24 protein-coding genes are annotated in these 25,210 nt (G+C 50.4%); 4 read left to right on the top strand and 20 right to left on the bottom strand.

The window, feature by feature from the left end; genetic code table 11:
- Window positions 1-7 precede the first annotated feature (7 nt).
- From V5T82_RS07755 to V5T82_RS07740, 4 genes are all read left to right on the top strand, one after another.
- Window positions 8-250: an acyl carrier protein gene (locus tag V5T82_RS07755; protein WP_332895042.1), complete on the top strand. Its 243-nt coding sequence runs from the start codon at window positions 8-10 to the stop codon at window positions 248-250.
- A gap of 4 nt (window positions 251-254) precedes the next feature.
- Window positions 255-1,769, top strand: coding sequence for a class I adenylate-forming enzyme family protein (locus V5T82_RS07750; RefSeq protein ID WP_332895041.1), 1,515 nt, complete (start codon window positions 255-257; stop codon window positions 1,767-1,769).
- A 72-nt stretch (window positions 1,770-1,841) separates the two neighbouring features.
- Window positions 1,842-2,894, top strand: coding sequence for a hypothetical protein (locus V5T82_RS07745; RefSeq protein WP_332895040.1), 1,053 nt, complete (start codon window positions 1,842-1,844; stop codon window positions 2,892-2,894).
- Between the two features lie 194 nt (window positions 2,895-3,088).
- Window positions 3,089-4,840 carry a B12-binding domain-containing radical SAM protein gene (locus V5T82_RS07740; protein WP_332895039.1) on the top strand — a complete coding sequence of 584 codons (1,752 nt, stop codon included), beginning with the start codon at window positions 3,089-3,091 and terminating at the stop codon, window positions 4,838-4,840.
- A gap of 30 nt (window positions 4,841-4,870) precedes the next feature.
- Here V5T82_RS07740 and V5T82_RS07735 read toward each other — a convergent pair whose 3' ends face one another.
- From V5T82_RS07735 to V5T82_RS07640, 20 genes are all read right to left on the bottom strand, one after another.
- Window positions 4,871-6,145 carry a hypothetical protein gene (locus V5T82_RS07735; RefSeq protein WP_332895038.1) on the bottom strand — a complete coding sequence of 425 codons (1,275 nt, stop codon included), beginning with the start codon at window positions 6,143-6,145 and terminating at the stop codon, window positions 4,871-4,873.
- A gap of 15 nt (window positions 6,146-6,160) precedes the next feature.
- Entirely contained in the window at window positions 6,161-6,877 is a 717-nt protein-coding gene (locus tag V5T82_RS07730) for a class I SAM-dependent methyltransferase (protein ID WP_332895037.1), read from the bottom strand.
- Between the two features lie 27 nt (window positions 6,878-6,904).
- Window positions 6,905-8,092, bottom strand: coding sequence for a class I SAM-dependent methyltransferase (locus V5T82_RS07725; protein ID WP_332895036.1), 1,188 nt, complete (start codon window positions 8,090-8,092; stop codon window positions 6,905-6,907).
- A 75-nt stretch (window positions 8,093-8,167) separates the two neighbouring features.
- Window positions 8,168-9,178 (bottom strand): radical SAM/SPASM domain-containing protein, encoded by a 1,011-nt coding sequence (locus V5T82_RS07720; protein ID WP_332895035.1) that lies wholly within the window; start codon window positions 9,176-9,178, stop codon window positions 8,168-8,170.
- 13 nt (window positions 9,179-9,191) lie between these two features.
- On the bottom strand, window positions 9,192-10,382 hold the full coding sequence (locus V5T82_RS07715; RefSeq protein ID WP_332895034.1) for a DegT/DnrJ/EryC1/StrS family aminotransferase: 1,191 nt from the start codon (window positions 10,380-10,382) through the stop codon (window positions 9,192-9,194).
- A 19-nt stretch (window positions 10,383-10,401) separates the two neighbouring features.
- Window positions 10,402-11,451, bottom strand: a complete 1,050-nt coding sequence (locus V5T82_RS07710) for a radical SAM/SPASM domain-containing protein (protein ID WP_332895033.1) — start codon at window positions 11,449-11,451, stop codon at window positions 10,402-10,404.
- Window positions 11,435-12,190 (bottom strand): formyltransferase family protein, encoded by a 756-nt coding sequence (locus tag V5T82_RS07705; RefSeq protein ID WP_332895032.1) that lies wholly within the window; start codon window positions 12,188-12,190, stop codon window positions 11,435-11,437. Before V5T82_RS07705 ends, V5T82_RS07710 begins: the two co-directional genes overlap by 17 nt.
- A gap of 9 nt (window positions 12,191-12,199) precedes the next feature.
- Window positions 12,200-13,441 carry a DegT/DnrJ/EryC1/StrS family aminotransferase gene (locus V5T82_RS07700; RefSeq protein WP_332895031.1) on the bottom strand — a complete coding sequence of 414 codons (1,242 nt, stop codon included), beginning with the start codon at window positions 13,439-13,441 and terminating at the stop codon, window positions 12,200-12,202.
- A 9-nt stretch (window positions 13,442-13,450) separates the two neighbouring features.
- A complete protein-coding gene (locus V5T82_RS07695; protein ID WP_332895030.1) occupies window positions 13,451-14,365 on the bottom strand; it encodes a transketolase family protein in 915 nt (304 codons plus the stop codon).
- On the bottom strand, window positions 14,362-15,186 hold the full coding sequence (locus tag V5T82_RS07690) for a transketolase (RefSeq protein ID WP_332895029.1): 825 nt from the start codon (window positions 15,184-15,186) through the stop codon (window positions 14,362-14,364). Before V5T82_RS07690 ends, V5T82_RS07695 begins: the two co-directional genes overlap by 4 nt.
- Before the next feature lie 21 nt (window positions 15,187-15,207).
- The gene (locus tag V5T82_RS07685; RefSeq protein WP_332895028.1) at window positions 15,208-15,858 is read right to left on the bottom strand and encodes a class I SAM-dependent methyltransferase; all 651 of its coding nucleotides are present in this window, start codon (window positions 15,856-15,858) and stop codon (window positions 15,208-15,210) included.
- On the bottom strand, window positions 15,858-16,745 hold the full coding sequence (locus V5T82_RS07680) for an NAD-dependent epimerase/dehydratase family protein (protein WP_332895027.1): 888 nt from the start codon (window positions 16,743-16,745) through the stop codon (window positions 15,858-15,860). The genes V5T82_RS07685 and V5T82_RS07680 overlap by 1 nt, the downstream gene beginning before the upstream one ends.
- A gap of 17 nt (window positions 16,746-16,762) precedes the next feature.
- Complete coding sequence (locus tag V5T82_RS07675; RefSeq protein ID WP_332895026.1) at window positions 16,763-18,031, bottom strand: nucleotide sugar dehydrogenase; 1,269 nt, start codon at window positions 18,029-18,031, stop codon at window positions 16,763-16,765.
- Window positions 18,028-18,990 carry a Gfo/Idh/MocA family protein gene (locus V5T82_RS07670; protein WP_332895025.1) on the bottom strand — a complete coding sequence of 321 codons (963 nt, stop codon included), beginning with the start codon at window positions 18,988-18,990 and terminating at the stop codon, window positions 18,028-18,030. Before V5T82_RS07670 ends, V5T82_RS07675 begins: the two co-directional genes overlap by 4 nt.
- Window positions 18,987-20,534 carry a PfkB family carbohydrate kinase gene (locus tag V5T82_RS07665; RefSeq protein ID WP_332895024.1) on the bottom strand — a complete coding sequence of 516 codons (1,548 nt, stop codon included), beginning with the start codon at window positions 20,532-20,534 and terminating at the stop codon, window positions 18,987-18,989. Before V5T82_RS07665 ends, V5T82_RS07670 begins: the two co-directional genes overlap by 4 nt.
- Window positions 20,531-21,553 (bottom strand): NAD-dependent epimerase/dehydratase family protein, encoded by a 1,023-nt coding sequence (locus V5T82_RS07660; protein WP_332895023.1) that lies wholly within the window; start codon window positions 21,551-21,553, stop codon window positions 20,531-20,533. The genes V5T82_RS07665 and V5T82_RS07660 overlap by 4 nt, the downstream gene beginning before the upstream one ends.
- Before the next feature lie 21 nt (window positions 21,554-21,574).
- Window positions 21,575-22,672 carry a radical SAM protein gene (locus tag V5T82_RS07655; protein ID WP_332895022.1) on the bottom strand — a complete coding sequence of 366 codons (1,098 nt, stop codon included), beginning with the start codon at window positions 22,670-22,672 and terminating at the stop codon, window positions 21,575-21,577.
- A 20-nt stretch (window positions 22,673-22,692) separates the two neighbouring features.
- Window positions 22,693-23,421 (bottom strand): transaldolase, encoded by a 729-nt coding sequence (locus V5T82_RS07650; protein ID WP_332895021.1) that lies wholly within the window; start codon window positions 23,419-23,421, stop codon window positions 22,693-22,695.
- Window positions 23,418-24,011 carry a D-glycero-alpha-D-manno-heptose-1,7-bisphosphate 7-phosphatase gene (locus V5T82_RS07645; RefSeq protein ID WP_332895020.1) on the bottom strand — a complete coding sequence of 198 codons (594 nt, stop codon included), beginning with the start codon at window positions 24,009-24,011 and terminating at the stop codon, window positions 23,418-23,420. Before V5T82_RS07645 ends, V5T82_RS07650 begins: the two co-directional genes overlap by 4 nt.
- A 15-nt stretch (window positions 24,012-24,026) precedes the next feature.
- Window positions 24,027-24,614, bottom strand: a complete 588-nt coding sequence (locus V5T82_RS07640) for an SIS domain-containing protein (protein ID WP_332895019.1) — start codon at window positions 24,612-24,614, stop codon at window positions 24,027-24,029.
- Window positions 24,615-25,210: the final 596 nt, after the last annotated feature.

Below are 25,210 nucleotides of genomic sequence, written 5' to 3'. Positions count from 1 at the left end.
GATACACATGAGCGACATTCAATCCGAAATTATCAAATATATTTATGCAAACGCCAGCCACGAAATCAGCGAGATCGGCGTGAGTACAAATTTCGCCGAAGACGGCCTGTTGGATTCCTTTGCAATACTCAACTTAATCATGACGCTCGAGGCTGAGTACGAGATCAAATTTCAACCCCACGAATTGGCAGACCCCGCCCTCAGAACGGTTGGCGCGCTTACACAGTGTGTGGTTGAAAAAATGAAATAACGCTATGGGCAGCCTTTATTCTCAATTTCAAATTCAGGCCCAACGCCATGCTGACAAGACGGCGTTGATCTATGAGGGGAATACTTATACCTACGCAGAAATCCTAAACCGGGCGGATAAGTGGGCAGAACACTTCTGCCAAATCCAACCCGCTCGCCCCCGCGTCGCCATTTTAACCGACCATCCTTTGCACATCATATCCGCCACTTTAGGGTTGGCGAAAATTGATGGGGTCAGCATCCCGTCTAATTCGTCAATGCACCCAGATCAGCTCAGCCCCATTTGGCGGGCATGCGATGTGAACATCGTTCTTCGAGAACCATATCAATCCGACTTGGGCACACAGCACAAGCTTCCCGGCGTCATCGAAGTGTCGCCCGGTGATGAAGACGCCTCGACCGGCACACAACAAAATTTGGTGCGTAAATCTGCAGAAACTGATTTTTTGATCACCTTTTCTTCAGGTTCGACAGGCCAGCCTAAACCCATCGTCATCTCCCAAGATGTGAAGCTGAAACGCGCCCAACAAGCCTGGGACATGTATGAACTGACGTCTGAAGATGTGGTGCTGTGTGCGTCGCCGTTCTATCATTCTCTCGGCCAGCGCCATGTTTTTGTCGCCCTGTTGATGGGCGCAACCTTGGTCTATATGAAACGCTTCACACCCCGCGACTGGTTAGCGCTTGTGGCCAAACACAAGGTCACGTTTTTCACAGCGGTCTCGACCCACCTGTACGCGCTGAAAGACAGTTTGATGGACAATGTCGATCAACTGAAGTCTCTCAAAACCATCGTGACCTCTTCGGCACCCATTGATGCACAATTCAAAGAAGACCTGTACAAGGCGATAAACTGTCAATTCCATGAAATTTACGGCACGTCCGAAGTCGCGTGCGCAACCAACCTGTTTCCACGCGATGCCCGGACAAAGTCTGCGACTGTTGGATCGCTTTGTGATGGTGTCGATCTCAAGATATTGGATCAAGACAGGATGGCGGTCGGCATGGGTGAAGTCGGGGAAATTGCGGTTCGATCTCCGCTTGCGTTTGAAGGGTATTATCAGCAGCCAGAACGCACCGCTGCATCCTTCCACGACAATTATTTTTTAACAGGGGACCTTGGCTTTATCGACGAAAGCGGTTTTCTGACCTATCTCACTCGGCAAAAAGACATCATCATTTCGGGTGGCATTAACATTTACCCCAAAGACATTGAAGAAACACTATCGCGCCATGAACGTCTCAAAGAAATCGCGGTCATTGGTGTGGTAGATGACTTGCTTGGTGAAGTCATTGTTGCCGTCTGTGTGACGCCAAACCAAGAGAACCTGGAAAAAGAACTGAGAAAAATCGCTAACGACACCCTTGCGCCGTTTCAACGCCCCTTAAAATATTTCTTCGTCGATAGCCTGCCGCTCACCAGTTCCGGGAAAGTCTCCAAAAAAACTTTACGCGAAACGTATAGCCCCCTGAACCAGGGCTGGACAGACCCATTGAGGTATCTTCTCTATGGTCAATAACCGACACAAAATCAACTTTGCTGGAACCATGTTCATTTATTCATCTCTAAGATTTAAAGATGAGGTGAGCTCATGAAAACAACGGTTCGCCGAGCCCGTGAAGATGACGTGACGTTAATCTTTGAAGATTTCAAAAAACGCTATGCCAACAACCCCTTGATCGTGACCAAAGATTATTTTAATTGGCAGTTTTATGATCACGAGCAAGAGCAGTTCAGAGCTTTCATTGGCGTCGAGGATGACAAACTTGTCGCATTTCAAGGCTATCAGCCGTTCGATCTCCATTGTGGGGACCGCACATTAGCCGGTGGATATTCTTTGTGTTGGTTCTCTGATGTAAAAGGCGGCATCGGCTTGCGTGTTTCTTCAATGATCAAGCAAGAGCTGGATGCGATGGTGTACTTATATAACACCAAAGAATCGTTTCGGATCTGTCAGAAACTCGGCATGTACTGTTTCCAATCTATGCCGCGTTGGGTTGGGGTTTTCGAACCGGAAAAAGCAAAAGCAATCTTACAAACCTCCGACGAGCAGTTTTCCAAACGCGCATCGCAATCCGCAAATCTTCTCAAGACCGCCCAATCAACGTCACCCACCACGCGGTCTGCTCGGCTTGATGACAGCAAGAATTATTTCATCCCGCCTCAGGGTGTAAAATTCTGGGCCGCGCGAACGGGTCAATATTTAAACCATCGATATGTCGACATCCCCGGCCACGATTATCGCATTGCCGAAGGGCAGACGGGGCTCGCGGTTTGGCGTGTTGAAGACATCATGCACGGCTTCGGGGCAGTTATACGGCTTCTCGAATGGACTCTAGAAGATGATGACCCCCAGGCCTCTAGTGTGATGTCTGCCATAGTGGCCGATGCTCAAGCGCACGATGTCATTCTCATTGACTTCTATTGCACTGTTGAGCGTGCCGGCCAACGGCTTGAACCCTTCGGCATGTTCCCGGCGGCGCAATACGGGCAGAGCTATATCCCAAGGTTATTCCGTCCCCTGAACTATGATGACGATTTGTTGCCGATTAACGGTGCTCTGCAAGTTCCCATAGAAGGCGCGCACCTAGAAAACGTCTACTTCACCCGTGGAGACGGTGATTACGACAGGGTGAAGCGATAGATCGCGCTCAACCGCCTTTGCCCCTTCCCCGACCAAACAGGTCGTGAAAAAGTGACCAAAACCTGAGATATTCGACTTGCCAACCAAGCTGTAATCAGGTGCAATCGATCTTGGCGAGCCCAGCAAAATGCTAACGTGCACTCCATACAGCCGACCCTAAAAAGGACCGAAGCGTTATGATAGAACATGATAACATGAACATTCTTTTTATCAGCCCCAGCACCATGCCGTTGTACGAACAAGAACAGTTGCTGGGCCATACCAACAAAAACTTGACGCCGAAGTTTGAAACACCAACGGGCTTAATTGAACTCGCTTCGTACACCCGCAATAAGTTCGACTTCGCCAAGTTTGAAATGTTGGACCTTGCTAAAGAGTTGTTTCTGTACAAACGCAACTACGCCGACACGGAACCAACCTCTACGGATGACTTCTTCAATAAACACCTAGGCACAATTGATTATGTCCCGGACATTGTAGGTATATCTGTTCTGTTTTCATCGTCATATATGTCTACGTTGAAGTTAAGCAGCCTGATCAAGACAAAGTGGCCCAACACCAAAGTCGTTATTGGAGGCGGTCACCCAACCTTTTTTCATGCCAAGACTTTTGAAGATTCGCCGGACATCGATTATGTCTTTATCGGCGAAGCTGAACTGGCTTTCGGAACGTTTGTGGAGCGAGCCTATGACGTTAAAACCGGGAACTTAGATGGGCTTTGTGTTGACGACATTGCGGGGCTCTATGACCGGGCAAAGGTTGAAGCTGATTCACAGAAGGGCATAACCAGCGCCGTCTTCGGAGAAACATTGGTCGATCTAGATGAAATTGGGTTGCCCGCCTACGACCTGATGGATTTAGAGACATATCGGAACTTCTCCAACGCCAGCGCCAAAGGGGCTATTGGCGTCATGATGGAGCGCGGCTGCCCGTTCAGTTGTACATATTGCGCATCAATGGTGATCCATGGCGGACGCATCCGCACGAAATCAAACGACCGAATCATCGCAGACTTACGTTACCTGCGTGATGATTGCGGTTTTGAAACCATCATCCTTTGGGACGACCTATTGGCCGCACGAAAAACTAAATTCACAGCATTGGTGAAGCAAATTCTTGAAGAGAAAGTCAATGAAGGACTTTCCTTCACCATGCCCAGCGGTTTGAGTGTGCGTGTCATGGACAATGATTTGATTGAAACCATTTGTTCGCTTGGTTTTGATTATATCCGCATCATGATCGAGTCCGGTTCCGAAGACGCTCAAGAAAACATCGTCAAGAAAAAGGTCAACCTGGATAAAGCGCGAAGTCTGATTGCTCACGCACGCACACAAGATGTGAAAGTGGAAACCAACATCTTGTTCGGTTTCCCCGGTGAAACCCGCGCACATATGCAAGAAACCATCGACTATATCAAGACCATTGATGTGGACTGGATTCAGGTCTTTTCACTCCTCCCCCTTCCTGGAACCGAAGCCTTTCATGGCTTTGTCAAAATGGGAAAATTGGATCCGCAAAACATCGACTGGGACCGTTGTGGATACGCCGCCCGAGAATTCGACACGGAAGAGATTTCGGCGCAAGAGCTGACGGAGTTGGTTTATGACGTCAATATCTTCACGAATTTCTTTGGCAATCGGAACATGCTCAATGGCCGTTATCAACGTGCAGCCGATTATTTCAGCAGCATGGTTCTGAGAAACTACGATTTCCACGTCCCTGCTCTTTATATGCGCTCAATGGCGTATGCAAAACTCGGCAATCAAGAAATGGCTCAAAAGGATTTGAACCAGGCCGTTGACCAAATCAAAACCTCAGATATCGCCCGCAGCCTTTGGGAACGCTATGGCTCCAAAATGCCGGAACTGATGGAGAAGGTTCCGGAAGAATTCAAAGCCAATGTGGCCGAAGCTCCCCCGTCTGTAAACACGGGTTTTGTGTTTTAAACAGCTGCGCACGGCTTTTTCCAGAAAGACTTATGAAGTTGATTTGTTCTCACAAATTTTCTTGAAGCTTTTCATAATGAGCTCCGTCGTGGGAGCATCCCAAACGACCAATTGATTCTCATTGCCGCGAAAGAACACTTCTTCATACGGAATCATTTCGGCACGCCGACACGATTCATAATTGGAGGTTGGTGCATCCTTAAAATCAGGTACAAACGTGACATACGATGTGTCAGCAACAAAGTTGGGCAACACGGCAGGCCCTGTCGCGGTACCAATATTTGTAAAGGCCTTCTCATAAAGGGCGACACGGACATTGAGATCAATCGAAGCCATGGGAAAATCCACGACGTCTTCGAATTCCGGCGGCAACGGTGTTGTCGATTTGTACGTATCGCGCACAAGAACCGGCATGTAGGCGCGTTGATCCAACGCCTTAATAAAATCCGCCCACACATCATATTTAGAATTGCGCTGGCCTTGCTGCGCGTACTCACGCAACGTCACAACCACGAGCTCACGATCGCCCAACTTGTCGCTTAAGAAGCTGTCGACAAGGCGCTTGGCTTCCTCTTGAGGTTTCAGACAAATCAGAGAGTGGCCTTGCTCCACATAAGGTTTGATCTCGGGAACCAGAACCTGATGGTCATGTTTATCTGGGCTGAAGTGTGAAGGAAAAATCGAAGTCCCGCTTGATAAGGCATTCAGTGTCTCTTCGCGAAAAGCCAAACTCGAAATGCCGATTGTGGCTTCAATCATGTTGAAAATCGGCGTAATGATGTGGTCAATGCGCCAGCGTGTATCCGCAGGCGTATGAATGGTCTGGATTGACACCCAATCCGGATTGCATGAAGCACCGGGCACGATAAAGAAATGAATATGCTTTTTCTTTTGAAGCTTTCGTTCAACCTCAGCCGCAACAGCAAAAAATACGACATCAAAGGTCGCAACACTGCACGCAAGGTCAAAGAAGGCATACAAAACGTCATCTTTGTGCACGACGTTGTTTATTTTATCTGCACACCTATTCACCACCCAGTCTTGCATGTCATGAAAGTAGACCCTTTGAATGGGAAACCCAATGCTCAGCAAGGAAGCGGTAATTTCGTTGACGAACATAGAACAAATGATCACTTGCTCGATCTCATCAAAATTGAGCTGCGCCAGATTTTCGAGATTGAGAACGTCGCGCCCTTGATAGGCCGGAGCCCCTGTTGTCGTGACCAGCACGATTTCGTGGTCATGCCCCATTTCCCTGAGGCAAATATCGGTTGCCCCATTGAGGCCGTATAAAACCGTCTTCATTGTATCCTCAAAAACCTATAAGCGTTTGGGGCCTGTGCAAATCAGAAAGTGATATTGGCACATTGGGTTATAGCCCGTATGGATAACCTCATCATTCATCCCGAACAAAAATGTGTTGTGGAAGTATGCATCCATATCATTTTGAAATTGTTCGCCGGATTTGCAATTGATGTGTCCCATTTTAGAACCCGCAGAGGCATACTGCTGGCTTTCAAGTGTCGGGGCGCCGACAATCATGGTGCCATGTTCTGTCAAAGACGAGAGCACGTTCTTGAGAAAAGCCGGCTCGTCTTCGTTGGCGATATGTTCAATCACATCGATACAAAACGCTGCATCAAATTCCCCCGCAACGGGGCCGTCCAAAATATCATGCGCCAAGAATTGAGCATTATCGATCGTCGTAGGACTGCCCGATTGGCATTCATCGATATAAGGCGTAAAAAAATCGATCCCGGTGTATGATCCGACATCCTTCGCCACCAAGCGTGCGCCGATACCTTCTTGGCATCCAATTTCCAAGACATTGCGAGCCCCCCGGAGCATCTTCGCCACGAACTTGTAGCGCGAAAGCGTAAACAGCAACATCTTGGGATCGTTCTTGAACGTCACACTTGCGGATGGCCCCAAATCAATTTTTTCATTGGGATCTTGATGTGACGGATCGCGAGACGTCACCGCATCCCATGCTGCGTGGGTTTTTGTTTTATCGCCTTTTGTGGAAAACTTACTCATAGCCGCACCATATATTCTAATGATTGCTCAAGCATTAGCCGTGGGGATTAAATCGCGCTTACGGACAAAGCTGATATATTGCTGGCCTTGACCGAACAAGGACGTGAACTTGTCAAAATGTGCCTGCGGATCAACCTTGCCTTCACGCTCAAAAAAGACTGCAGCCTCTTTAATCGCTTCGGATGTTTGCGTGTCGTATGCTTGTAGAGATGCCGCAATTGTGTTGCAGCTATCAGCCACCATTTGCCACAGATCGGTATTACCGTCCTGAATTTCGATCATGTAATCCCAGATCTTTTGTGCATGCTGTCGAATAACGTCTGCATCTTGCACTATGACCGGGGGCAATAAACGGCTTCCATTTATGAATGAAATGCCATGGACTTTGTATTGTTCGATCGCCCGTTCGTTCAACCCGGCCTCGTCACCGTGAATTTGTTTGTGCCAACGCCAATCCGTCAAGAACTGAGGCGACGTTCCATAAACTTCGAACGCGTCTTGCAGGGCCTCAATGGCTTCATCAACCGCAAAGACGGGGTAGAGCCATTTTTGGATGATGTTATCCATAAGCCAATGATCAAGAGGGCGGCTGGTTCCAGAGATCGCCTCAAAGTGAGGCGCAAATATGGACCGAACCGCCTCCAGGCGCGTATCAAAAGGCTCACTTGATGGACAGATTTTCTCTGCGATCAATCGACGGATGAGCTCTGACAACACACCAACATTATCACAGACGGTTATCACCAACATGCCACCAGGCTTCACAAAAGAGCCCACATGCCTGGCGAAAGCGGCGGAATCCGTTTGGTTGGGGACCGCCCCTTCACAAATCACGACGTCAAATTTTTCTACAGATTGAAAGTCCTGGATTTTGGACCGCACAAATTCATAGCAATCAGCGTTAGGGTAGTACTCCTTTAACAAAGCCTTGCCTTCGTCAATGCCGGTTGTATTCATATCGACCAAGAGATAGCGCTTTGGTGACAAGCTCATTGTGTATAAAGCGTTGTGCCCGGAACCTGGTGCAAATTCTACGACAGATTTACCCTCTAGCGCATAAGGCGGAACGCCTAAGGTGCGATACAAATAGTCCCTTCGACTGAAATGTTTTTCCAAGTCGCTGATGTTTTGATGAACTGGGGAAATTTTATTTTTCGTATAAAACCCGATGTAGGGTTCATCTTCATTCACATCATTTTCATCTTGTTTCGTCATTGTGTCGTCCCAGTTTCAACTGTTCTATCTATTTTCAATCAGGCTTGTCGAAATCTCAATAATATATGTAAGTCGCTATTCGGTATCTTTGTCATGCGGGCCAACAACGGTATGAATATCTGATTTGCATTCACGCCACGTTGTACATCCATCACAAAGGGGGTGGCCTGTGCGTTCATTTGACAAATGTCGTTTACGCATCATGCGGATGTCATCACCTGTCCATATCTCTTCTATCGTTTGAAAGCGCATATCACCAAGTGTAAAGGGGCTGTTTTGTTTGGTGTCGACGGAACACAAAGCAACAAGCCCGTCCGCATGGATCATGACGTTGGACCACAAAGACGTGCAAGGATAAGAATTGATGTCATCATCACCGTCTTGTGCCAGAGTTTCCACCGTACCACCCCAATTGTGGGCCCGGTGAACGACAATGTGATCGCCCGCGCTGAGTATGGGCGTCCAATGCTGGGCAAAGTGATCGCTTTCGGCTTCGTTCAATTTCTGTAGCACCATTTGCACGCGCACAACGGTATGGGCGTTTGAAACATCCCGCAGCTCAATGAACTTCAGCGTATTTGCATACACTTTTTCAAACTTCAGGCCGACACGAATATCTTCGTATATCTCGGGAACCAGTGAATCGATATTGATATATATTTCATCCAGCCCTGCATCCAAGAGCTCTTGAGAGCGTTTGGCGGTCAACGCACTTGCATTGGTTGAGATGGCAACGGTCTGAATGCCGATCTCTTTCAGAGCTTTGATTTTGGATCCAAGCTTGCGATCCAATAACGGTTCGTTGTCGGAAAAGAGATTGGCTTTTCGAATGTGCGCCGTCCAGTGGCTCAGCTCTTTGAGAATTTTTTCGAAAATCTCATCATCGAGATGAACCAAAGGGCGCTCGTCGAAATCAATGCCGCACATAATGCAACGGGCATTGCATGTGTTTGTCGTTTCAATGTTTACATATTGGGGAAAGCGTTCGAACTCATTCAGAGATTGGCCGCACTGGCGGCGCAGGATGAAGGCTTCCCTTTCCTGGCGTGTCTGCAACCGTGTCTCTGTTTTGCGTTCTTGGTTCATGCCGTCGAAGCCCTCATGCCCTGAAATAGCTGCGTACAGCCTCTATGACATAATCTACATCATCGTTCGTCATTTTTTCATGGATTGGCAAACTGAGAATTTCATGAACCAGTCTTTGTACGACCGGGGCATCGGGTTTTGGCAGATCTTGGAAACAGGGCTGATCAATAAATGACAAAGGATGGCGAATTTTGACCTCAACCCCCTTCTCTTCCATCCACAAGCGCAGCCGGGACCGTTCGGGTGTATAGACGGTGTAATCGAAAAACACACATGTGCGGTCTTCCAAGGACTTTGGAGGCTCCGGACAGTTCACAACATCGTGCAGCCCATCGTGATAGCGCATGGCAATTTCCAAGCGGCGTTGGATATAGCCCTCCACCAAATCGAACCCAGCCATCATCATGGCCGCCTGTAGGGTATCGATTTTATGGTTCATGGTGGGGAAAACACAAACTTCCCTATTCACCATGCCGAGATAGCGAATGGAGACCATTTCGTCGGCATAGTCTATGTCCGCAGTCAGAATGATCCCCGCCTCGCCATAGCTGTTGAGGATTTTCATTTGGCTGGTGCTGATCGCACCGCTGTCGCCGATGGCACCCGCATAGCCCAAATGATTTTTTGCCCCCCAAGCTTGGCTGGCGTCCTCTACGACAATGAGGTCGTGCTTGTGCGCCACCGCCATGATTTTGTCCATGTCGCACAAGCGACCAGTGTAATGAACGGGCAAGATCGCTTTTGTAAGTGGCGTGATGGCGCCTTCGATGAGGTCAGCATTGATGTTGAGGTCTTCACCAATGTCGACGAACACCGGCTTTGCGCCTGTAGCCATAATGGCCGTTGCCGTGCCGATTGCAGACAGGGACGTCGTGATGACTTCATCACCTGGGCCGACACCTTTTCCTGCCAGTGCAACATAAATCGCGCTGGTTCCTGAACTGACGCCAATGCAATGGTTCGTTTGACAATAGGCCGCAAGCTTTTCTTCCATGTCCCGAACCGCAGCCCCCATGATCAACTGACCGCTTTTGAGCACATCGTCAACCGCTGCTAAAAGCTTGTGACGCAGTTCATCGTTTTCCACGGCAAGATTGCGAAAGCGCACTTTGGGATTGCTTAAAGGCGGCTGGATCAGTTCTTGGAGATCGAAGCCTTCCAGAACACCGCCCAAAGCAAATGCGGATAGTGTGTCTTGGCTCATACCATCACGTCCACGTCTTCTATTCCTTCACATCTTCAGTAGGGATATCGTGAAGTCCACCCGAAAGCTCTTCGCTCCAATTTTCCAAGCGATCGATGCGATTATAATACGTGTATTCCGGTGATTTGCGGATCAAAACGCCGTCCTTCACCGTTTCTTCAAAATCATACGACGCCCAACGATCACAGTTTTTGCAGAACGGGACTTTGTCCCATTGGGCAGTTTCATGCCAATGGCGCACTTGATTCATTTTATCGCCATTCCAAACCGTCTCAACGCCATCTTCATAAGCATTCCCGACACTGGTTTCGGCAAACCCATCTAAACAACAGTATGACACGTTACCATCGGCATGAATGGCAATGGTGTTGTAGAGTGCTAGACACGGTTTGCGTTCCATGTCCGTATTGATTTGAGAAAATCCGTCTACGGTATAAAGCTCACCAACACGAACAAAGTCTACATACTCAATCCAATGTTCAACAAAATCCTCAACTTCGTGCTTATTTTCGTCTTGCACGGTTATGGAGACACCGATCCTCGGAGCGAGTTTATCCCCCCGAGCATCGAGCAGCATGTGTACGGCATTTTGGATTTTTTCAAGCTTATCGACACCCCGTACTTTGAGCAAAGTTTCAGGTGTGTGGGCATCAACACTGACGGCAATCGCATCGATATTTTGCTCAATAAGATACTCTGCAAAATCTTTGCGAATGCGTAGCCCATTTGTGTTCAACGCAAGCGTCAATCCCAGGCCATTCAATTTTTCGACATACGGTTTAAAAGCTTTGGCCAGCAACGGCTCACTCCACAAGCTCGCCATCATCATGGGACTATGGGGCGCAACCTCGTCGACCATGCTCAACAGCTGATCGAGATCAACATCACGTTTTAAGAAACCATCAAGCTTGGGGTTGTCCGTATCTCCGTGAACAATACACATCGGACATTTCAAATTGCAGTCCGTGCGCAAATCGACAATCACACGCGGAGGCATTTTAGGAACTTCATACACCGAAGTGTCCTCAATGGCTGTTTCTTTGTGTGAGCGTTCAGCGTGTTGTTTCATCTATCACACCATCTGATTCATGGGCCTGTGCGGTTAAGTCTACAGACAAATTCATAAAGATTTCTCTGTTTTCGACGAAATAATTCTCAATATCGCTATCAAATTCAGCTGAAACGGATTTGCGGCTCAGTGGATAGTCATCCGTTACCCCCCAACCTTTTTGATAAAAGGGGAGATAGCGTTCGATATCCCCGATTAAATCACACTCCAACTCATAAGAACGCATGCAAACGTCTTTTAAGGTGTCGTTGTTATATATTGGAACCCTGGCACGTTTTAAGATTGTACCGCGGTCGATTTCGCGATCAATAACGTGCAGAGTAACGCCAAGCGGCCATTTGTGAAACAGGGCCCATTTAAAGGCATCAACCCCCCGGTTGTGGGGCAACAGACCAGGGTGAGCGTTGACAAACGGCCCCAATCTTAAAAGATGCTGCGGGATTATTTTTGCGATGCACGTCACAAAAACATCGGGCACGGCCAGGACTTGCATAGTTTGAATGCTGGCCTCATCCCATCCAGAAACGCGGATATAGTTTATGTTATAGGTCTCACAAAACGCCTCCATATCCATATCCAAAATTTGATACGGACGGTCTTCATAAGACGTCACCACATGTGGGCGTTTTTGGAACGGAAACGCGAGAACGGTGATCTCATACCCTTTCGGCAAGAAGCGCCGGATAACATCCAGTGTCTTCTTGTGTCCCGTTTGATATGTCACGATGCCAATGTGCATTCTCTAGCCTTACTCCAGACGATCGGTTGCATTGTCGCCAGACTGATAATGACCTTCAACTTTGCTAATTGCCGCGATGCAGTCTTCCACTTCTGCTTCTCCATAATTCTCATTGAGATACAGCGCAAAGCTGGTGTCCAGCATAGTGCGGGCATTGGGGGTGTCCGTCTCTTCGGCCATATGCGGTTTTAAAAACGGCCAATTGGCAACCAAGTATTCATAGTGCGGATTAAGCCCAATGCCTTCGGCACGTACGGCGTTGGCGAACGCTTCCACGGTACAAGAAATCTTTGATGGGTCCACAAAAACGGGATAGATAAAAGGAGAATCCCCTTTGGTGTAGCCATAAGGGCGGCACACGTGGGATGTTTCTTCCAGACGCTGTGTAAAGCGCGCGACAAAATCCAGCCGTTTCTCAATCGTCGTCTCTAAGCGCTGCAATGAGGCCAAGCCCATGGCACAAGAGATTTCATCCGAATGCAGGTTCAATGCAGGAAACAAAAATTGACTGGGATTGCGATCATCTAGGTCTTCTTGCCACGTGGGCTTGCCCCGGTCGGCATGGGCGAGAGCCATGCGGTGTAAGTCTAAGTCTTGCGTATAAATCATCCCACCCGAAGCGCCACTCATGTGGGCTTTGCGGTACATGGTCGAAAACGCGGCAATGTCGCCAAACGTGCCAACCCGTTGTCCCTTCCACCCAGCACCATGAGCTTGAGAGCAATCTTCCAACACCTTGATGCCATGACGCTGCGCCACGTCGACGACCCCGTCAATTTCAACTGCCTGACCCACAGCGTGAACAATCACGCCAGCGGAACACGCGGGCGTGATGGCGGCTTCGAATTCGTCTGGGCCAACGTTATAGCTGTTGGGTTTGGCATCCACCAAACGCGGTTTTAATCCATTTAGCACGATGGCCGACAAGGTGCCGGGATCGGTGATGGGTGAAACCAACACCTCTGAACCTTTGGGAAGCTCGAGCGCAGCCAAGCCAACGAAGATAGCTGCTGTACCTGTGGCAACGGAATCGGCGTAACCACCGCCCTGAAAGTCGACAAACGCGTCGCAATAGAGCTGTTCGAAATGGCCCTGATATCCGGGATCGAGATCGCGCGCACGGTAATGAGCCAAAACGTCTTGGATCATAGCTTCCTCCGCCGCTCCCAGCGCAAAACGCGGCGGCATGGGAGTTGCCCGCATCGGCTCTCCACCCAAAATCGCCAATTTTCTATCAGCTACGTCCGTCATGTTTTCCTTCTAACTCAGGGCAGCGATGATCGCCTCTTTCTCAATACCGTGCGCGGCCAACAGTTCTTCGTAAGTGCCGTAACAGTGAATGAATTCGTCCTTCAACGTCCAAGCTGACAACTGACAACCAACTTTGTTTTCCCACGCCAATTCTTTGACCCGAGACGTCAGGCCGCCATGGGGGACATGCTCTTCTATAACCGCCACGTGATCGTGAGATGTAAGCACACCACACACACCGTCTTCATCCAGCGGTTTGATGGTGTGACAAGAAACAAGCGAAACGCTTTTGCCTTGCGCTTCCAGCCGATCCGCAATCTCACAAGCCATTGCGGTGATGGGACCGTAAGTCAGGATTGCGACGTCTTTACCCTTGCGAATGTATCGGATTTTACCAACTTCGAAATCGTCAATCGCATGTTCGGTCAAGTCCGGTTCACCGGCTTTGCCCAGACGCATATAGACCGGGCCTTGGCTTTGGGTCGCGCACCACAGTGTGGCTTGGCGCATTTCATCCGGATCACACGGTGCTATAACCGTCATGTTGGGAACCGCCGTCGCAACGGCGATGTCTTCCATGGAATGGTGCGTGCTGCCCAGTGTGGAATAGATCACACCTGCCCCCATGCCAATCACCGTGACCGGCAAATTTTGATAAGCCAGATCGACACGGATCATCTCAAACGGACGATAGAGGCTAAACGTCGCAATGGTGTAGCAAAACGGACGCATGCCTTTCAACGCCATGCCCGCCGCGATACCGATCATCGACTGTTCGGCAACACCGCAGTTGATGAAGCGTTCGGGAAAGTCTTCGCGAAAATTGACCATGGACCCCGCAGGGGAAATGTCGGCGACCAACGCGCAAATGCTGTCGTCTTTTTGTCCAATTTCGTAAATCACATCGGCAAACTTGTTTCTCATGATGACACCTCCTGCAGCTCATCAATGGCTTGCTGATATTCTTCCGGATTGGGAGAGCGATAGTGCCAGATGGGTATATTCTCCATAAACGACACGCCCTTGCCTTTAACGGTGTTGCCCACCAACAGGAACGGCTTGCCGCCTTTTCTGGATTGAATGGCATCAACCACAGCAGCCGCGTCGTGGCCGTTGACTTCTGCACATTCCCAACCAAAAGCTTCGACCTTTTCGCGGATCGGGTAAAACTGAGGATGCGTTTCAGAGGTCCGGCCAAACGATTGAAAGCCGTTGTGATCCAAGCACGCAATCAGATTATCAACACCCAAATTGGCCGCCATCATCATGCATTCCCAGGTCGATCCCTCTTGAAACTCGCCATCGCTGACAACCACAAAAACGTTTCCGTCAGTCTTTTTGACGAATTTTTCCGTATACGCCATGCCGACGGTCAGCCCCATACCATGACCTAAAGACCCGGTAGACGCTTCGATCCCTGGATTTCCGTAATCAGGATGACAACCAAGTCGCCCATCGGCCTTGCAATAAAGATCAAGGTCTTCGCGCGACAAGACACCCATTTCTTCCAAGATAATGTACTGCACCATACAGCCATGGCCCTTGGACATGACGAAGGTATCGGGTGAATTCGCGCCAGCCGGGTCGCGCATCAATCCGTGATAGAGACAATCAACCATTTCCATGGCCGACAGCGCCGCGCCACCGTGTAGGGCGCTGACTTGTTGAGAGATATCAAGCAAACGGCGACGGTATTTCAAACACCGTTTTCGGGCCTCTGTGTTGTCGAACGACGTGTTGGACACAATTCTCTCCTCTTCCCCCGGTCAGTTGATAATGGTCCAGTTATAATCCCCCGTATAGCCAGCCTCTTCATAGAGTTTCAGCCAACCTTCGGGGTAATCGTAAAAGTGAGCCGTCAAAACCCAGCTTTCAAAAATCTCTTTTTGTTCAGGCGTCTTATAACTGTCGACCTGGATGAAACCTTTGCCGGGCGCTAGGCGTTCAATTTCCTTCACGGCCTGCACACACAGATCACGTTCCAAATTGTGAACCGTATTGATGGACACAACCGCATCAAAACTGTTATCCGGGAACGGCAGGCTTTCCGCACTGCCGATGTGCAAACGACCAACGACTTCAGGTTCACAATTCATCATGGCATAGTGCGAGATATCCAAACCATATGCGTCGACGCCCAATTCCAAAAGGTCTTTAACCAAAAAACCTTTTGCACAACCCACGTCCAAAAACTTATCGCCCGGTTTCAGGCCGAAGTGATCGACCATGTCCTGTGCCACCGGACGCCAACGCCCGTCGTAACGATAACCGCCGTAACCATACTCACGCGGTCCGTCGAAATAAGTTTCACCGTATTCGCGCGACACACGGATGTGCTCGTCGGTCTTGGCCGTTTCACGCGCTTTGACATTGCGTTTGCCTTTGGGCAAGCCCCGAAGAAGATCAACTTCGCGCATTAGAGTTTCTCCATCATTTGTGCGTGCACCTGTGACAAGCCGGTTTGAATGTCCGTATAGGAAAAATCTGGGAAAGCCGCTTTCGTTGCTGCTGGATTAAAGGCGCGGTAGCCATTGTGCGGCATTTCACCAACACGCGGCGACCCTTTAATGTCCACGGGATCAGAGAATTGCGCCACAACAGCCAAAGCGATATGGCGGAACGATATGACCGTACCGGTGGCGGCATTCAATTTACCGTGGCTTTTGGATTTTAACATGCGCACGATTAAGTCTGCGACATCATCAATCAAGACGTGATCGCGCTGTTCTTCGCCTTCTCCAAACAACACGATATCCTCACCCTCTGCGGCCAAGCGCCGAAAACGGTTCGGACCGTATCCGTTATGGGGATCGCTTTCACCATAGATGAGTGTCGGGCGAAGTATTCCCAATGGCCCACTGTAAGCATTAGCCAACATGGTTTCGCGCGCAATATGCATAATCCCGTGAAGCGAGCCCGGCTCCGCACATGAACGTTCGTCTAACGGCTCCATGCTGTCGGCATACACCGCATCGGAACTGACATACACCATATGCGCCGGTTCAACCTGATCAAAGGCTGCACAGACGTTGCTCATCATCGCGATGTTGCTTTCCAACATGGCGTTGTTTTTCACCGGAGCTTGGGCAGAGATCACAACAACGCTGTCGCTCGGCTTTAAGACATTTGCCAAATCACGCGCGGCTTCGCCCCCCAGCAAATCAAGCTCTTGGCGACCAAGGGCTAAGACCTCGACCCCGTCTTTGGCCAAGACATCTGCCGTCGCAGAACCCACAAACCCCTTCGCGCCAAGGATCACGACGCGCTCGGGGTTTTGGGGGTGAGCATTTAAATGTTCCAGCATGTGTTTCGCCTTCTTCCCTAACCTGCAACGCCAAGTTTATGGTGTTTCATTTGAGCACCAGCCAAGGCATCACCATCCAGCAATCCATACGGATCTATAACCGTTTTCCCAGCCATCGCGTTGGCAAGTGCGACGGGGTCAATATCGCGAAATTCCGGCCACGGAGTCATCAACACAACAACGTCGGCACCCGCAGCTGCGGCCAAAGCACTGTCTGCCCCTTGAGCATGCTCACCCCCGGCAGAGGGCGGCACAACCGGGTCATAGACCTTCACGCTGCGGTCTTTTAACTGATCCAACAAAACAAGGGCCGGTGAGTTTTTGGTGCTGTGCGTGTTTTCTTTATACGCCAAGCCAATCACGGCGACGGTTGCATCCGGCTGGTCGTCCAGAACCTCTTTTTGCAACGTCCGCATGGGCCAATTTTTGCGGTGCGTGCTGTTCGTGAGCCAAGCCCGCACGACACCTGCGTCCGTCCCGTGGCTATCGGCCATACGAATGACTGACGCCAAGTCTCGCTCTAAATTTCCACCCGATATGCCTAAGCCCGGAACGATGTAACTGTACTCACCAATACGCTTGTCCAGCCGCAAGGACGGGATGATTTCCGACCAATCGGCACCGATGGATTCACAAATCTCCGCCATGGTGTTGGCCACGGTGACGGAAGCCACCAAACACATGTTAATGGAAATTTTCGCCAGCTCGGCACTCTCATAACGCATGGGCAGAACCGGGCAGTCGAACGCTTTTAGATAAGTTTCCAACGCCTCCGCCAAAGGTTCATCGGGGTTAGCACAGCCAACAATGAAGCGCTCCGGATACAAGGCCCGTTCAACGGCTCGGCCAAAGATCAGGGTCTCAACTTGATAATACAGCGGTCCCGCTGGGCGGGCATGGGAACGGGTAAAGCCCGGGTTCACTTGGGACAGCACGACCAGCACCGCGTCGTCACGCACCTGCGGCTCAACAATAGACAACAACGTCTCAATCCCAGACAAATCGCTTTGGCCGGCATCATCCGTCGGCACATCGGGTGCAACATAGACCACATCGCAGTGGGCCAAATCTTCGGCCCGTGACGTAAAGGTCAAGTGATCGCGGTGCTTGGCAAACAGATCGTCCAGACCAGGTTCCACCACCGGCAAGTCCCCTGCGGCGATGGCATCGACCAACGCGCCATCCAAATCGAAGCCGTAAGTCTCAAAACCATGTGCTGCTGAGGCCACGGCAGAATTCAGACCCAGATGCGTCATACCGCAGTATCCGATGACAGGCTGGTTCATGACGGCACGTCCTTTGGCAAGACAGAAGAAACACCCACTTGCTGAGCCAACTCACGCAGCGTTTTGTTCAGCCACAAATCATTTTCCAGATTGCCTGTGCCTCCAGACACACACAGATTTTTAAAGTGATCGTATTCCAATTCCCAGGTGGGATCATCTTTCACCAAGGTTGTCGAGCTTTCCGGCGGACGGCCTGCGGGCAAAATACGCGTGCGATGGATAAAGGTACTGGGCCCCCATTTGCACAACGATTCAATATGTGCGCTGCCCTTTTCAGCCAACACATCACACGTGAAGTGGTTGCGCCAACTCAGCATACTGGCTTCCAACTGAACAACCGGGCCCGCGTTGGAACCGATGATCACGTGGTCGAAAGATTTGTTTTCGTGGCAAAACGCCCCGCGCGTTTCAAACGTCTGGTCAAAATCGTCCCCCAGCCAATAGCGCAACGTGTCCAAAAGGTGTGAGCCCAAGTCCGGCAACACGCCCGCAGCCTGATCGCGCCAAACGCTGTCACGAACCAAACGCGCCGTTCCATTTCCGTAGAACATGCGAACGGAATAAATCTCGCCCAACTCTCCACTATCTATGAGATCCTTCATGGCCATGAAGTGCGGCTCAAAGCGGTGGTTGTAGGCTGTGTAACAAACCACAGCGTTGTCGCTGGCCAAGCCCTGCAACGTGGTGAGAGTTTTGTCGTCATGGGTGAGCAACGGCTTTTCCACCATCACATGCTTGGCGTTGTTCAACAGATAAGTCAGCAGATCAACCTTGGCTTCATCGGGCGTACAAACCAAACAAGCGTCATAACTGTCCAGTGGAACATCTTCTACAGTGCGAAAGTCGGCATCTTCGTGAACGGGGTCAACAATGGCGACACAATCCGTCCCAGCCACAGCACGACGTTTGTGCCCTTGCACACCCAATCCAGCAATGATGATCCGCATGGAATTGCTCATGAATAATTCGCCAGTTTTTCAACAGTGTCGATTTTGCGCAAGACGTCTTCGGGGCGAATGGGAATGTTGCCATCGTATTCACATTCACACGCTGCGGCCATGCTGCCAACAATGGATGAGATGAACGGAGAGCCCGTCGTCATCATGCATAACGTCGAATACGCCAGCATGGCATCGCCAGCTCCGACCGCATCAACAACGTTTCCGGCAAAACTGTCGATGGCAATGAAGCACTCGCCTTTATCTTCATCCATGTAGGACACAAATACACCGCGGCTGCCGAGCTTTAAAAAGACCGTATTGCAGTCGGTTTTTGCCATCAGTTTGAGCGACAGGTTGCGCACGGTGGAATCTTGATCCGCCAAAGAGAACCGCGCCTCGCGTTCGTTCGGCGTGATCAGATCAAAACCAAGAAATTCCGTGATGTTACCCCAACGGCTAGCCACTTGACTATCAGCAACACGGTAAACGTTGTCTGGAATGGCTTGCGTCAACGTCGGCACGGACAGGGCGTTGTAGATCCCGTGACGGAAATCACTGAACACAACCGCATCGGCGGGCGTTTCGGAAATTTGTTTCACAAGCTTGCCAATAAGGGTTTTTGAAATGCTACTGTTGTCCAGAGTATCGATCTTTAACAGACGATAACCACTTGCAATAATTGCATTTTTATTGGTCGTCGGGCGTGTCTTGTCGATAATAGCCTTGCACTCGACCCCCGCATCGCGCAAGCCGTCGAGGACGAAGTCCTTAAATTCATCGTCACCCAACACGGTTGAGAAGACCACATCGGCTCCGGCTGCGCGTAGGTGTTGGGCCACAATGCCTGCCCCACCGATGTAGTCATCGCGCCCTTCGAACAAGACGCTAAACGTCGGCGTTTTGGTTTGCCCACCGATTAAATTGGATCGCGTATAACTGTCGACAATCGTGTCGCCAACAACGTGAACGCGCTTGCCTTGCAGGTTGCTCACGGCTTCGCGCAAATCGTCAAAACCGAAGTCGCCCTCTTTCATCATCGTCAACAGCTTCTCAATACCGATGTTCGGCAGTTCTGCATCAATGATACGCGACGAAGAATAGACAATATCGCCCGGCGTGAAGATCATCTCACCGCCATAGCTTTCCACAGCATCGGTTTCTTCTTGGGTTTCCGGGGGCAATCCGGTGTTGGTGTACTCAAAACCTTTGGCGAATAGATCGGGTTGAAGTTTTCGAATATTTTCAAGCGGCTTTGCATTTTGATCGATCAAAACAAAATCGACCATTTCAAACGCAGCCAAATTGTGTGCGCGCAGTTGTTCGGGAACGTGAGGACGATAAGCCCCTTTGGTGATGTGCTTGTCTGCCGTAATGCTGACCACCAACACATCGGCTTTGCTTTTGGCATAGGCCAAGTGACGGACGTGACCGGGGTGGACAACATCAAACACACCGTGACACATGATCACGCGCTGATCGCGCGGGCAAGGCCCGAACCGTTCACACAGATCGTCAGGCGTTACGATTTTGTGCGCATATTGTTCGAAGAACTCTTCCGTCATGTTGCGTTGTCTCCCCCCATGTATTTGAACCAGCTTTCGGTTGCGACGGCAATGCTGTCGGGCTCCCACAAGGGTGCGTCTTTCCAGTTGTCAATCTCAGCCACCATCATCGCGACACCGTCGGCAAAAGAGACGCTCGGTTGCCAATCGAGCTTCGCGGTTATGTTTGTGATATCCGCCCATGTGCAATCGGGCTCACCTGGTCGTTTGGGGACATAGACCACATCTCCACCCAACAATTCGACCAGGCGGTTCACGGTTTGAGGCGCACCTGCGCCAAGATTAAAGACCTCGCCGCTCACATCCGCAACCGCTGCTGCATAGAATGCTTTGGCCACATCCGTGACATAGATGAAGTCACGCGACTGCTCCCCATCCCCAACGACTGTGAACGGTTTGTCCGCAAGCTTTTGCTTAAAGAACACGCCGAACACAGCCCCATAAGCGCCCGTCGTACGCACACGCGTTCCATATGCGTTAAAAATCCGAACGGAATTGACCGGGAGGTCATACACGTTGTGCCAATGAAAGACCGCTTGTTCGCCTTGATACTTTGACAATGCATAAGGATACTTCGGATCAATGGGATGGTCTTCACGCGTCGGCGTGTCGGCCAGACCGTAACACGATGACGACGCGGCATAGACAAACTTCTTCACCCCCCCAGCCCGTGCAGCCTCCAGCACGCGCACTGTACCTTGAACGTTCACGTCCATATAGTCGATGGGCTGTTCTATAGAGGGCACAATGTCGCCGATGCCAGCAAAATGAAAAACGAACTCAGCACCCACAAAACAGGGATGAGCGCTGTCCAGGTCCCGAATGTCCGTGCGTTCAATGTGCAGGTCCGGGTTGCCCGAAAGGTGCGCTAAGTTGCGCTCATGCCCACCGACGAAACTGTCGATGACACACACCGCATAGCCTTCGCTTAACAACAAATCCGTCATGTGGCTGCCGATAAAACCGGCCCCGCCTGTGACGACGGCGACTTTTTTATGATTTGGATTCCATTGGCTCATGGCGCACCCAATTGCAAAAGATTAAATAAAATTCACGTGATCCGGTTTGCGATCGATCACTTGATACAAATATCTGTTCACAGCATCCATACGACAGTTCCTCCGACATTCTGAAATATCCAATTCATGGCGAACAAAGTCGAAATTCTTATGGCGTTTTTCGCCTTCCCAAATGTCTTGGAAAGCGTTTTCTTTGATGTTCCCATATTTAAAGCGCGGGTCCAGCAAAAATGCGCCGCAGCCGAACACATCCCCCGACGCCATGATATGGGCCCACATAAAGGGAACGGAATAACAAACCGGATAACGGTCAGCATCCGTATAACGCCGCATGGTGTTGGCGCGAAAGACCAAACTGAAATCATCTGTGTTGAGGTGTTTGAGGCTGTCTTCCAGTTCTAAAAACTGGGTGTAGTCCAAATCTTTGTAGCGCGTGGTTTCGCTGGCTTCGACGTGGGAATAGGGTTTCACGACCAAATAATCCAGACCAATCTGATCGCGGCAGATTTTCGCGAGCTGTTCGATTTCACCCGCGTTTTCCGGCAATAGCAAAATCTGTGCGCCCAATGTCGTATTCCAACCGTTTGCGTTTCGTTTTTCCACCAATGCCTTCAGGTTTTTAATGGCTAGATCGAAATGATGTTCTTTGGTTTGGTGTATCTCGGCATAGGTTTTGGCCGTGCCCGCATTGATGGACGCCTTGATCCAAGACACATGCTGCAAAGCTTCATCCGGGAAGTTCTTCGGCATGGCCGTCGCGTTCGTTGTAAACGAAACATCGATGCCGGATTCTTTCGTCACCCGGACAATGTCGACAATGCGTTTGTGCAGCATCGGCTCACCTTCGCCGGCGAACATAATGCTCTTCACGCCTAAACGGCCCATTTCGGGCAGGCGCTCGGCAAGCATCTCATAGTCAAGCTGGATTGTTTTATAACCGATGTAGTCGTATGCGCAGAACACGCACCTGTGATTGCACGCACCGACAGGGGAGACTTCGACATAAATCGGGTAGATGGATTTTGCCTTCTCCCAATCATCACCGGCTTCCATCAACGCGGTTGTGCGTTCGGGGTGGTACGCCATTTTGTGACTGTCGATTTGAAAACGATCCGCCATGCGCTTGTTCACCTATCCGTTTATGATTGTGTGCGAATGCTATAACCGGCCTCGCTGGCATCACGATAGAACATCAATACCGTTTCCAAGCTGAACTGATCTAAGTCTTTCCCAACATTCACCAGTTTTGCCAACAAGTCATTGGTCACCGTAATGATATGACAGCCTGCGTCATCCGCATGAAAGATGTTCAACAGTTCGCGTGGGCTTGCCCACAACAACTCCGCTTTGGGGCAATCGGATAAAAGGGCCACGGCCTCTTGCATGACCGGCACGGGGTCCATGCCGGTATCGGCAATGCGCCCGGCAAAAACAGAAACAATTGCCGGCACGTCGGGATTGAGAACATTCACAGTTTGGGCAACGTGGTCCACCGTCATCATCGCGGTCACATTCACTTGCACGCCGGAGTTCGATAACTCCTCAATGGCGGGCAGCATTGATTCGCCCAAGGTGTTGGTAAACGGAATTTTGACGTTGACGTTTTCGCCCCATGTCGCGATGGTGCGCGCTTGCGCAATCATGCCGTCTTTGTCATCGGCAAAGACTTCAAAACTCACCGGACGATCCGTAATCTCTGCCAACACATCACGGGCAAAGGTTTCGTAGTCGCTCACACCCGCACGCCGCATCAAGGTGGGATTGGTGGTAAAGCCTTCAATCAATGGGTTTTGCGCCAACGCCCTGATTTCTTCCAGGTTCGCGCCGTCCGCATAAATCTTGACGTTGAGATTATCGACTTTTGTCATGGTACCTCTCGTATCTCCACAGCACCCACGCGCAGATTCTTTGGCGCTTCCTGGGTCAAAAGGGCGAGAATTCTGTCTGCCGCTTCTGGGAGAGAATTAGTAATGATATCGGCTTGTGTTGTTTGTTCGCTTGAGCGATACCCCAAGTCGATAAACACCGTGCGACAGCCTGCAGATTTACCGGCCAAAACGTCGCCCGCCCGGTCCCCAATCATGAAGCTGTTGGGAACATCTATGCCGTATTCCTCTGCCGCGTCCAGCAACATACCGGGTTCGGGTTTGCGACACGGGCAGCCTTCAGATTGTTTGTGGTAGCAAACTTTCAAAGCATCAATGGGCAAATCACGCATGAGGCTTTGATGCATGGCTTCGACAGTCTCTCTTTCGACCTTGCCGTTACCGACATCGGGCTGATTAGTCACAACGACCAGAAAAAAGCCTGCGCGTTTGAAAGATGACAAAGCCTCTGCCACATCGGGAAGAATATCAAAATCCTCAACACGGGTTGGGGCGTATGGCTTTGCGTCCCGCACGTCTGTACGGTTCAACACACCGTCCCGGTCTAGGAATATGGCTCTTTTCAAAGGCACTTTGTCAACGCTCCTTTACCACTTGGTCGCTTGCGTTTGTAATTTGGGGTGAGACACCAAGCCATGCCACACGACCGCTTGAAACGCTTCGGTATGAGGGGTTACCAGGCTTTCGTCCACGACCGGGACGACAACAACGCCATCGCCGCCCGATTGCTTGGCGTAACCGCCGTCGCGTCCGACAACGCCCAAAATCATTGCGCTGACGTCCTTAGCGACGTCCAAGGCTTTCACCAAATTGACGCTGACATTTTTTTCGACATTTCCACCGCCGACGGAAAAAACAAATACGCCATCGTTCTCATTGAGGCGGCTGGTCTTCAGCCAACCGGCAAAAACGGTTTCCCAACCTTCGTCGTTGGTGCGGGCCGTCAGCTCCGACACATTGTCGGTCGGAGCATACGTTTCAATCCCACATAATTTGCGAAAATCATTCACCGCATGCGAAGCGTTCGCCGCGCTGCCGCCAACACCCAGGACAAACAGGCGTCCACCCCGTGCGCGCAGCGCGACAAGCTTATCGACCAACTGTTCGATGGTGGCTAGATCAATGGATTCAGCAATCTGGCTGACCTGTTGAAAGTAGTTCTGCATATGAGACATGCGCGAAGTTTCCACTCGTCACTGACACTTACAACCAGGGACAGAATTGTCGCTCGATAGCGCGCGAACACTTGAACGTGTGAACATGGTTCACGTCATTCAAATGTCTCTCATGCATCTTTGGTATAGGCCATCCGGCCACGTGATGCGTTCGTGCACCGCAGTGCGGCCGACTTTCGATGACGAGCCCCTTTCAAACGCCGACAGGCATAGTCCATTGGCTTTGAAAAGAGGCAGATGAAACCATCTGCAGACATTCTGTCCTAGTCAATTAATACTGGAATCCATATTAGCATACGCCAACCAGGGTCGCGAACGAAAAATCTATGATTTTCAACATCCTTGGAAGAAAAATACTAAAAAATAGCCCTCATGGATTTGCTGGCATTCCAGCCGTCCCACCACCCTATTTCGCACCCTAAAGGACATCTTCGGTTTGCGCTCACAAAAACTTTGCCGTGCTTTTTAGGGTGAGGCGCCCTTCCCACCAGAGCAAATGCGCGACGAAGGGATCCCCAAAAACGTGTGCCCAGACCAAAAGAAACATGCCTAAACACACAAAGAAATACCCCCGCAACATAAGTTGCGGGGGTATT

This window comes from Magnetovibrio sp. PR-2 (genome assembly GCF_036689815.1).
Lineage (GTDB): Bacteria > Pseudomonadota > Alphaproteobacteria > Rhodospirillales > Magnetovibrionaceae > Magnetovibrio.
The sequence above is the reverse complement of the archived record's forward strand: the minus strand, read 5'-3'. Positions and strand labels throughout refer to the sequence as shown.

Excerpts from the sequence above, each read along its gene's own strand:
- V5T82_RS07685 (WP_332895028.1), bottom strand. The coding sequence starts at position 15,858 with ATGCGCGAAGTTGATCTTCTTCGGGGCTTGCCCAAAGGCAAACGCAAT.
- V5T82_RS07700 (WP_332895031.1), bottom strand. The coding sequence starts at position 13,441 with ATGACGGACGTAGCTGATAGAAAATTGGCGATTTTGGGTGGAGAGCCG.
- V5T82_RS07660 (WP_332895023.1), bottom strand. The coding sequence starts at position 21,553 with ATGAGCCAATGGAATCCAAATCATAAAAAAGTCGCCGTCGTCACAGGC.
- V5T82_RS07695 (WP_332895030.1), bottom strand. The coding sequence starts at position 14,365 with ATGAGAAACAAGTTTGCCGATGTGATTTACGAAATTGGACAAAAAGAC.
- V5T82_RS07750 (WP_332895041.1), top strand. The coding sequence starts at position 255 with ATGGGCAGCCTTTATTCTCAATTTCAAATTCAGGCCCAACGCCATGCT.
- V5T82_RS07715 (WP_332895034.1), bottom strand. The coding sequence starts at position 10,382 with ATGAGCCAAGACACACTATCCGCATTTGCTTTGGGCGGTGTTCTGGAA.
- V5T82_RS07745 (WP_332895040.1), top strand. The coding sequence starts at position 1,842 with ATGAAAACAACGGTTCGCCGAGCCCGTGAAGATGACGTGACGTTAATC.
- V5T82_RS07670 (WP_332895025.1), bottom strand. The coding sequence starts at position 18,990 with ATGAGCAATTCCATGCGGATCATCATTGCTGGATTGGGTGTGCAAGGG.
- V5T82_RS07730 (WP_332895037.1), bottom strand. The coding sequence starts at position 6,877 with ATGAGTAAGTTTTCCACAAAAGGCGATAAAACAAAAACCCACGCAGCA.
- V5T82_RS07725 (WP_332895036.1), bottom strand. The coding sequence starts at position 8,092 with ATGACGAAACAAGATGAAAATGATGTGAATGAAGATGAACCCTACATC.
- V5T82_RS07720 (WP_332895035.1), bottom strand. The coding sequence starts at position 9,178 with ATGAACCAAGAACGCAAAACAGAGACACGGTTGCAGACACGCCAGGAA.
- V5T82_RS07710 (WP_332895033.1), bottom strand. The coding sequence starts at position 11,451 with ATGAAACAACACGCTGAACGCTCACACAAAGAAACAGCCATTGAGGAC.
- V5T82_RS07755 (WP_332895042.1), top strand. The coding sequence starts at position 8 with ATGAGCGACATTCAATCCGAAATTATCAAATATATTTATGCAAACGCC.
- V5T82_RS07740 (WP_332895039.1), top strand. The coding sequence starts at position 3,089 with ATGAACATTCTTTTTATCAGCCCCAGCACCATGCCGTTGTACGAACAA.
- V5T82_RS07675 (WP_332895026.1), bottom strand. The coding sequence starts at position 18,031 with ATGAACCAGCCTGTCATCGGATACTGCGGTATGACGCATCTGGGTCTG.
- V5T82_RS07680 (WP_332895027.1), bottom strand. The coding sequence starts at position 16,745 with ATGCTGGAACATTTAAATGCTCACCCCCAAAACCCCGAGCGCGTCGTG.
- V5T82_RS07640 (WP_332895019.1), bottom strand. The coding sequence starts at position 24,614 with ATGTCTCATATGCAGAACTACTTTCAACAGGTCAGCCAGATTGCTGAA.
- V5T82_RS07650 (WP_332895021.1), bottom strand. The coding sequence starts at position 23,421 with ATGACAAAAGTCGATAATCTCAACGTCAAGATTTATGCGGACGGCGCG.
- V5T82_RS07735 (WP_332895038.1), bottom strand. The coding sequence starts at position 6,145 with ATGAAGACGGTTTTATACGGCCTCAATGGGGCAACCGATATTTGCCTC.
- V5T82_RS07655 (WP_332895022.1), bottom strand. The coding sequence starts at position 22,672 with ATGGCGGATCGTTTTCAAATCGACAGTCACAAAATGGCGTACCACCCC.
- V5T82_RS07705 (WP_332895032.1), bottom strand. The coding sequence starts at position 12,190 with ATGCACATTGGCATCGTGACATATCAAACGGGACACAAGAAGACACTG.
- V5T82_RS07665 (WP_332895024.1), bottom strand. The coding sequence starts at position 20,534 with ATGACGGAAGAGTTCTTCGAACAATATGCGCACAAAATCGTAACGCCT.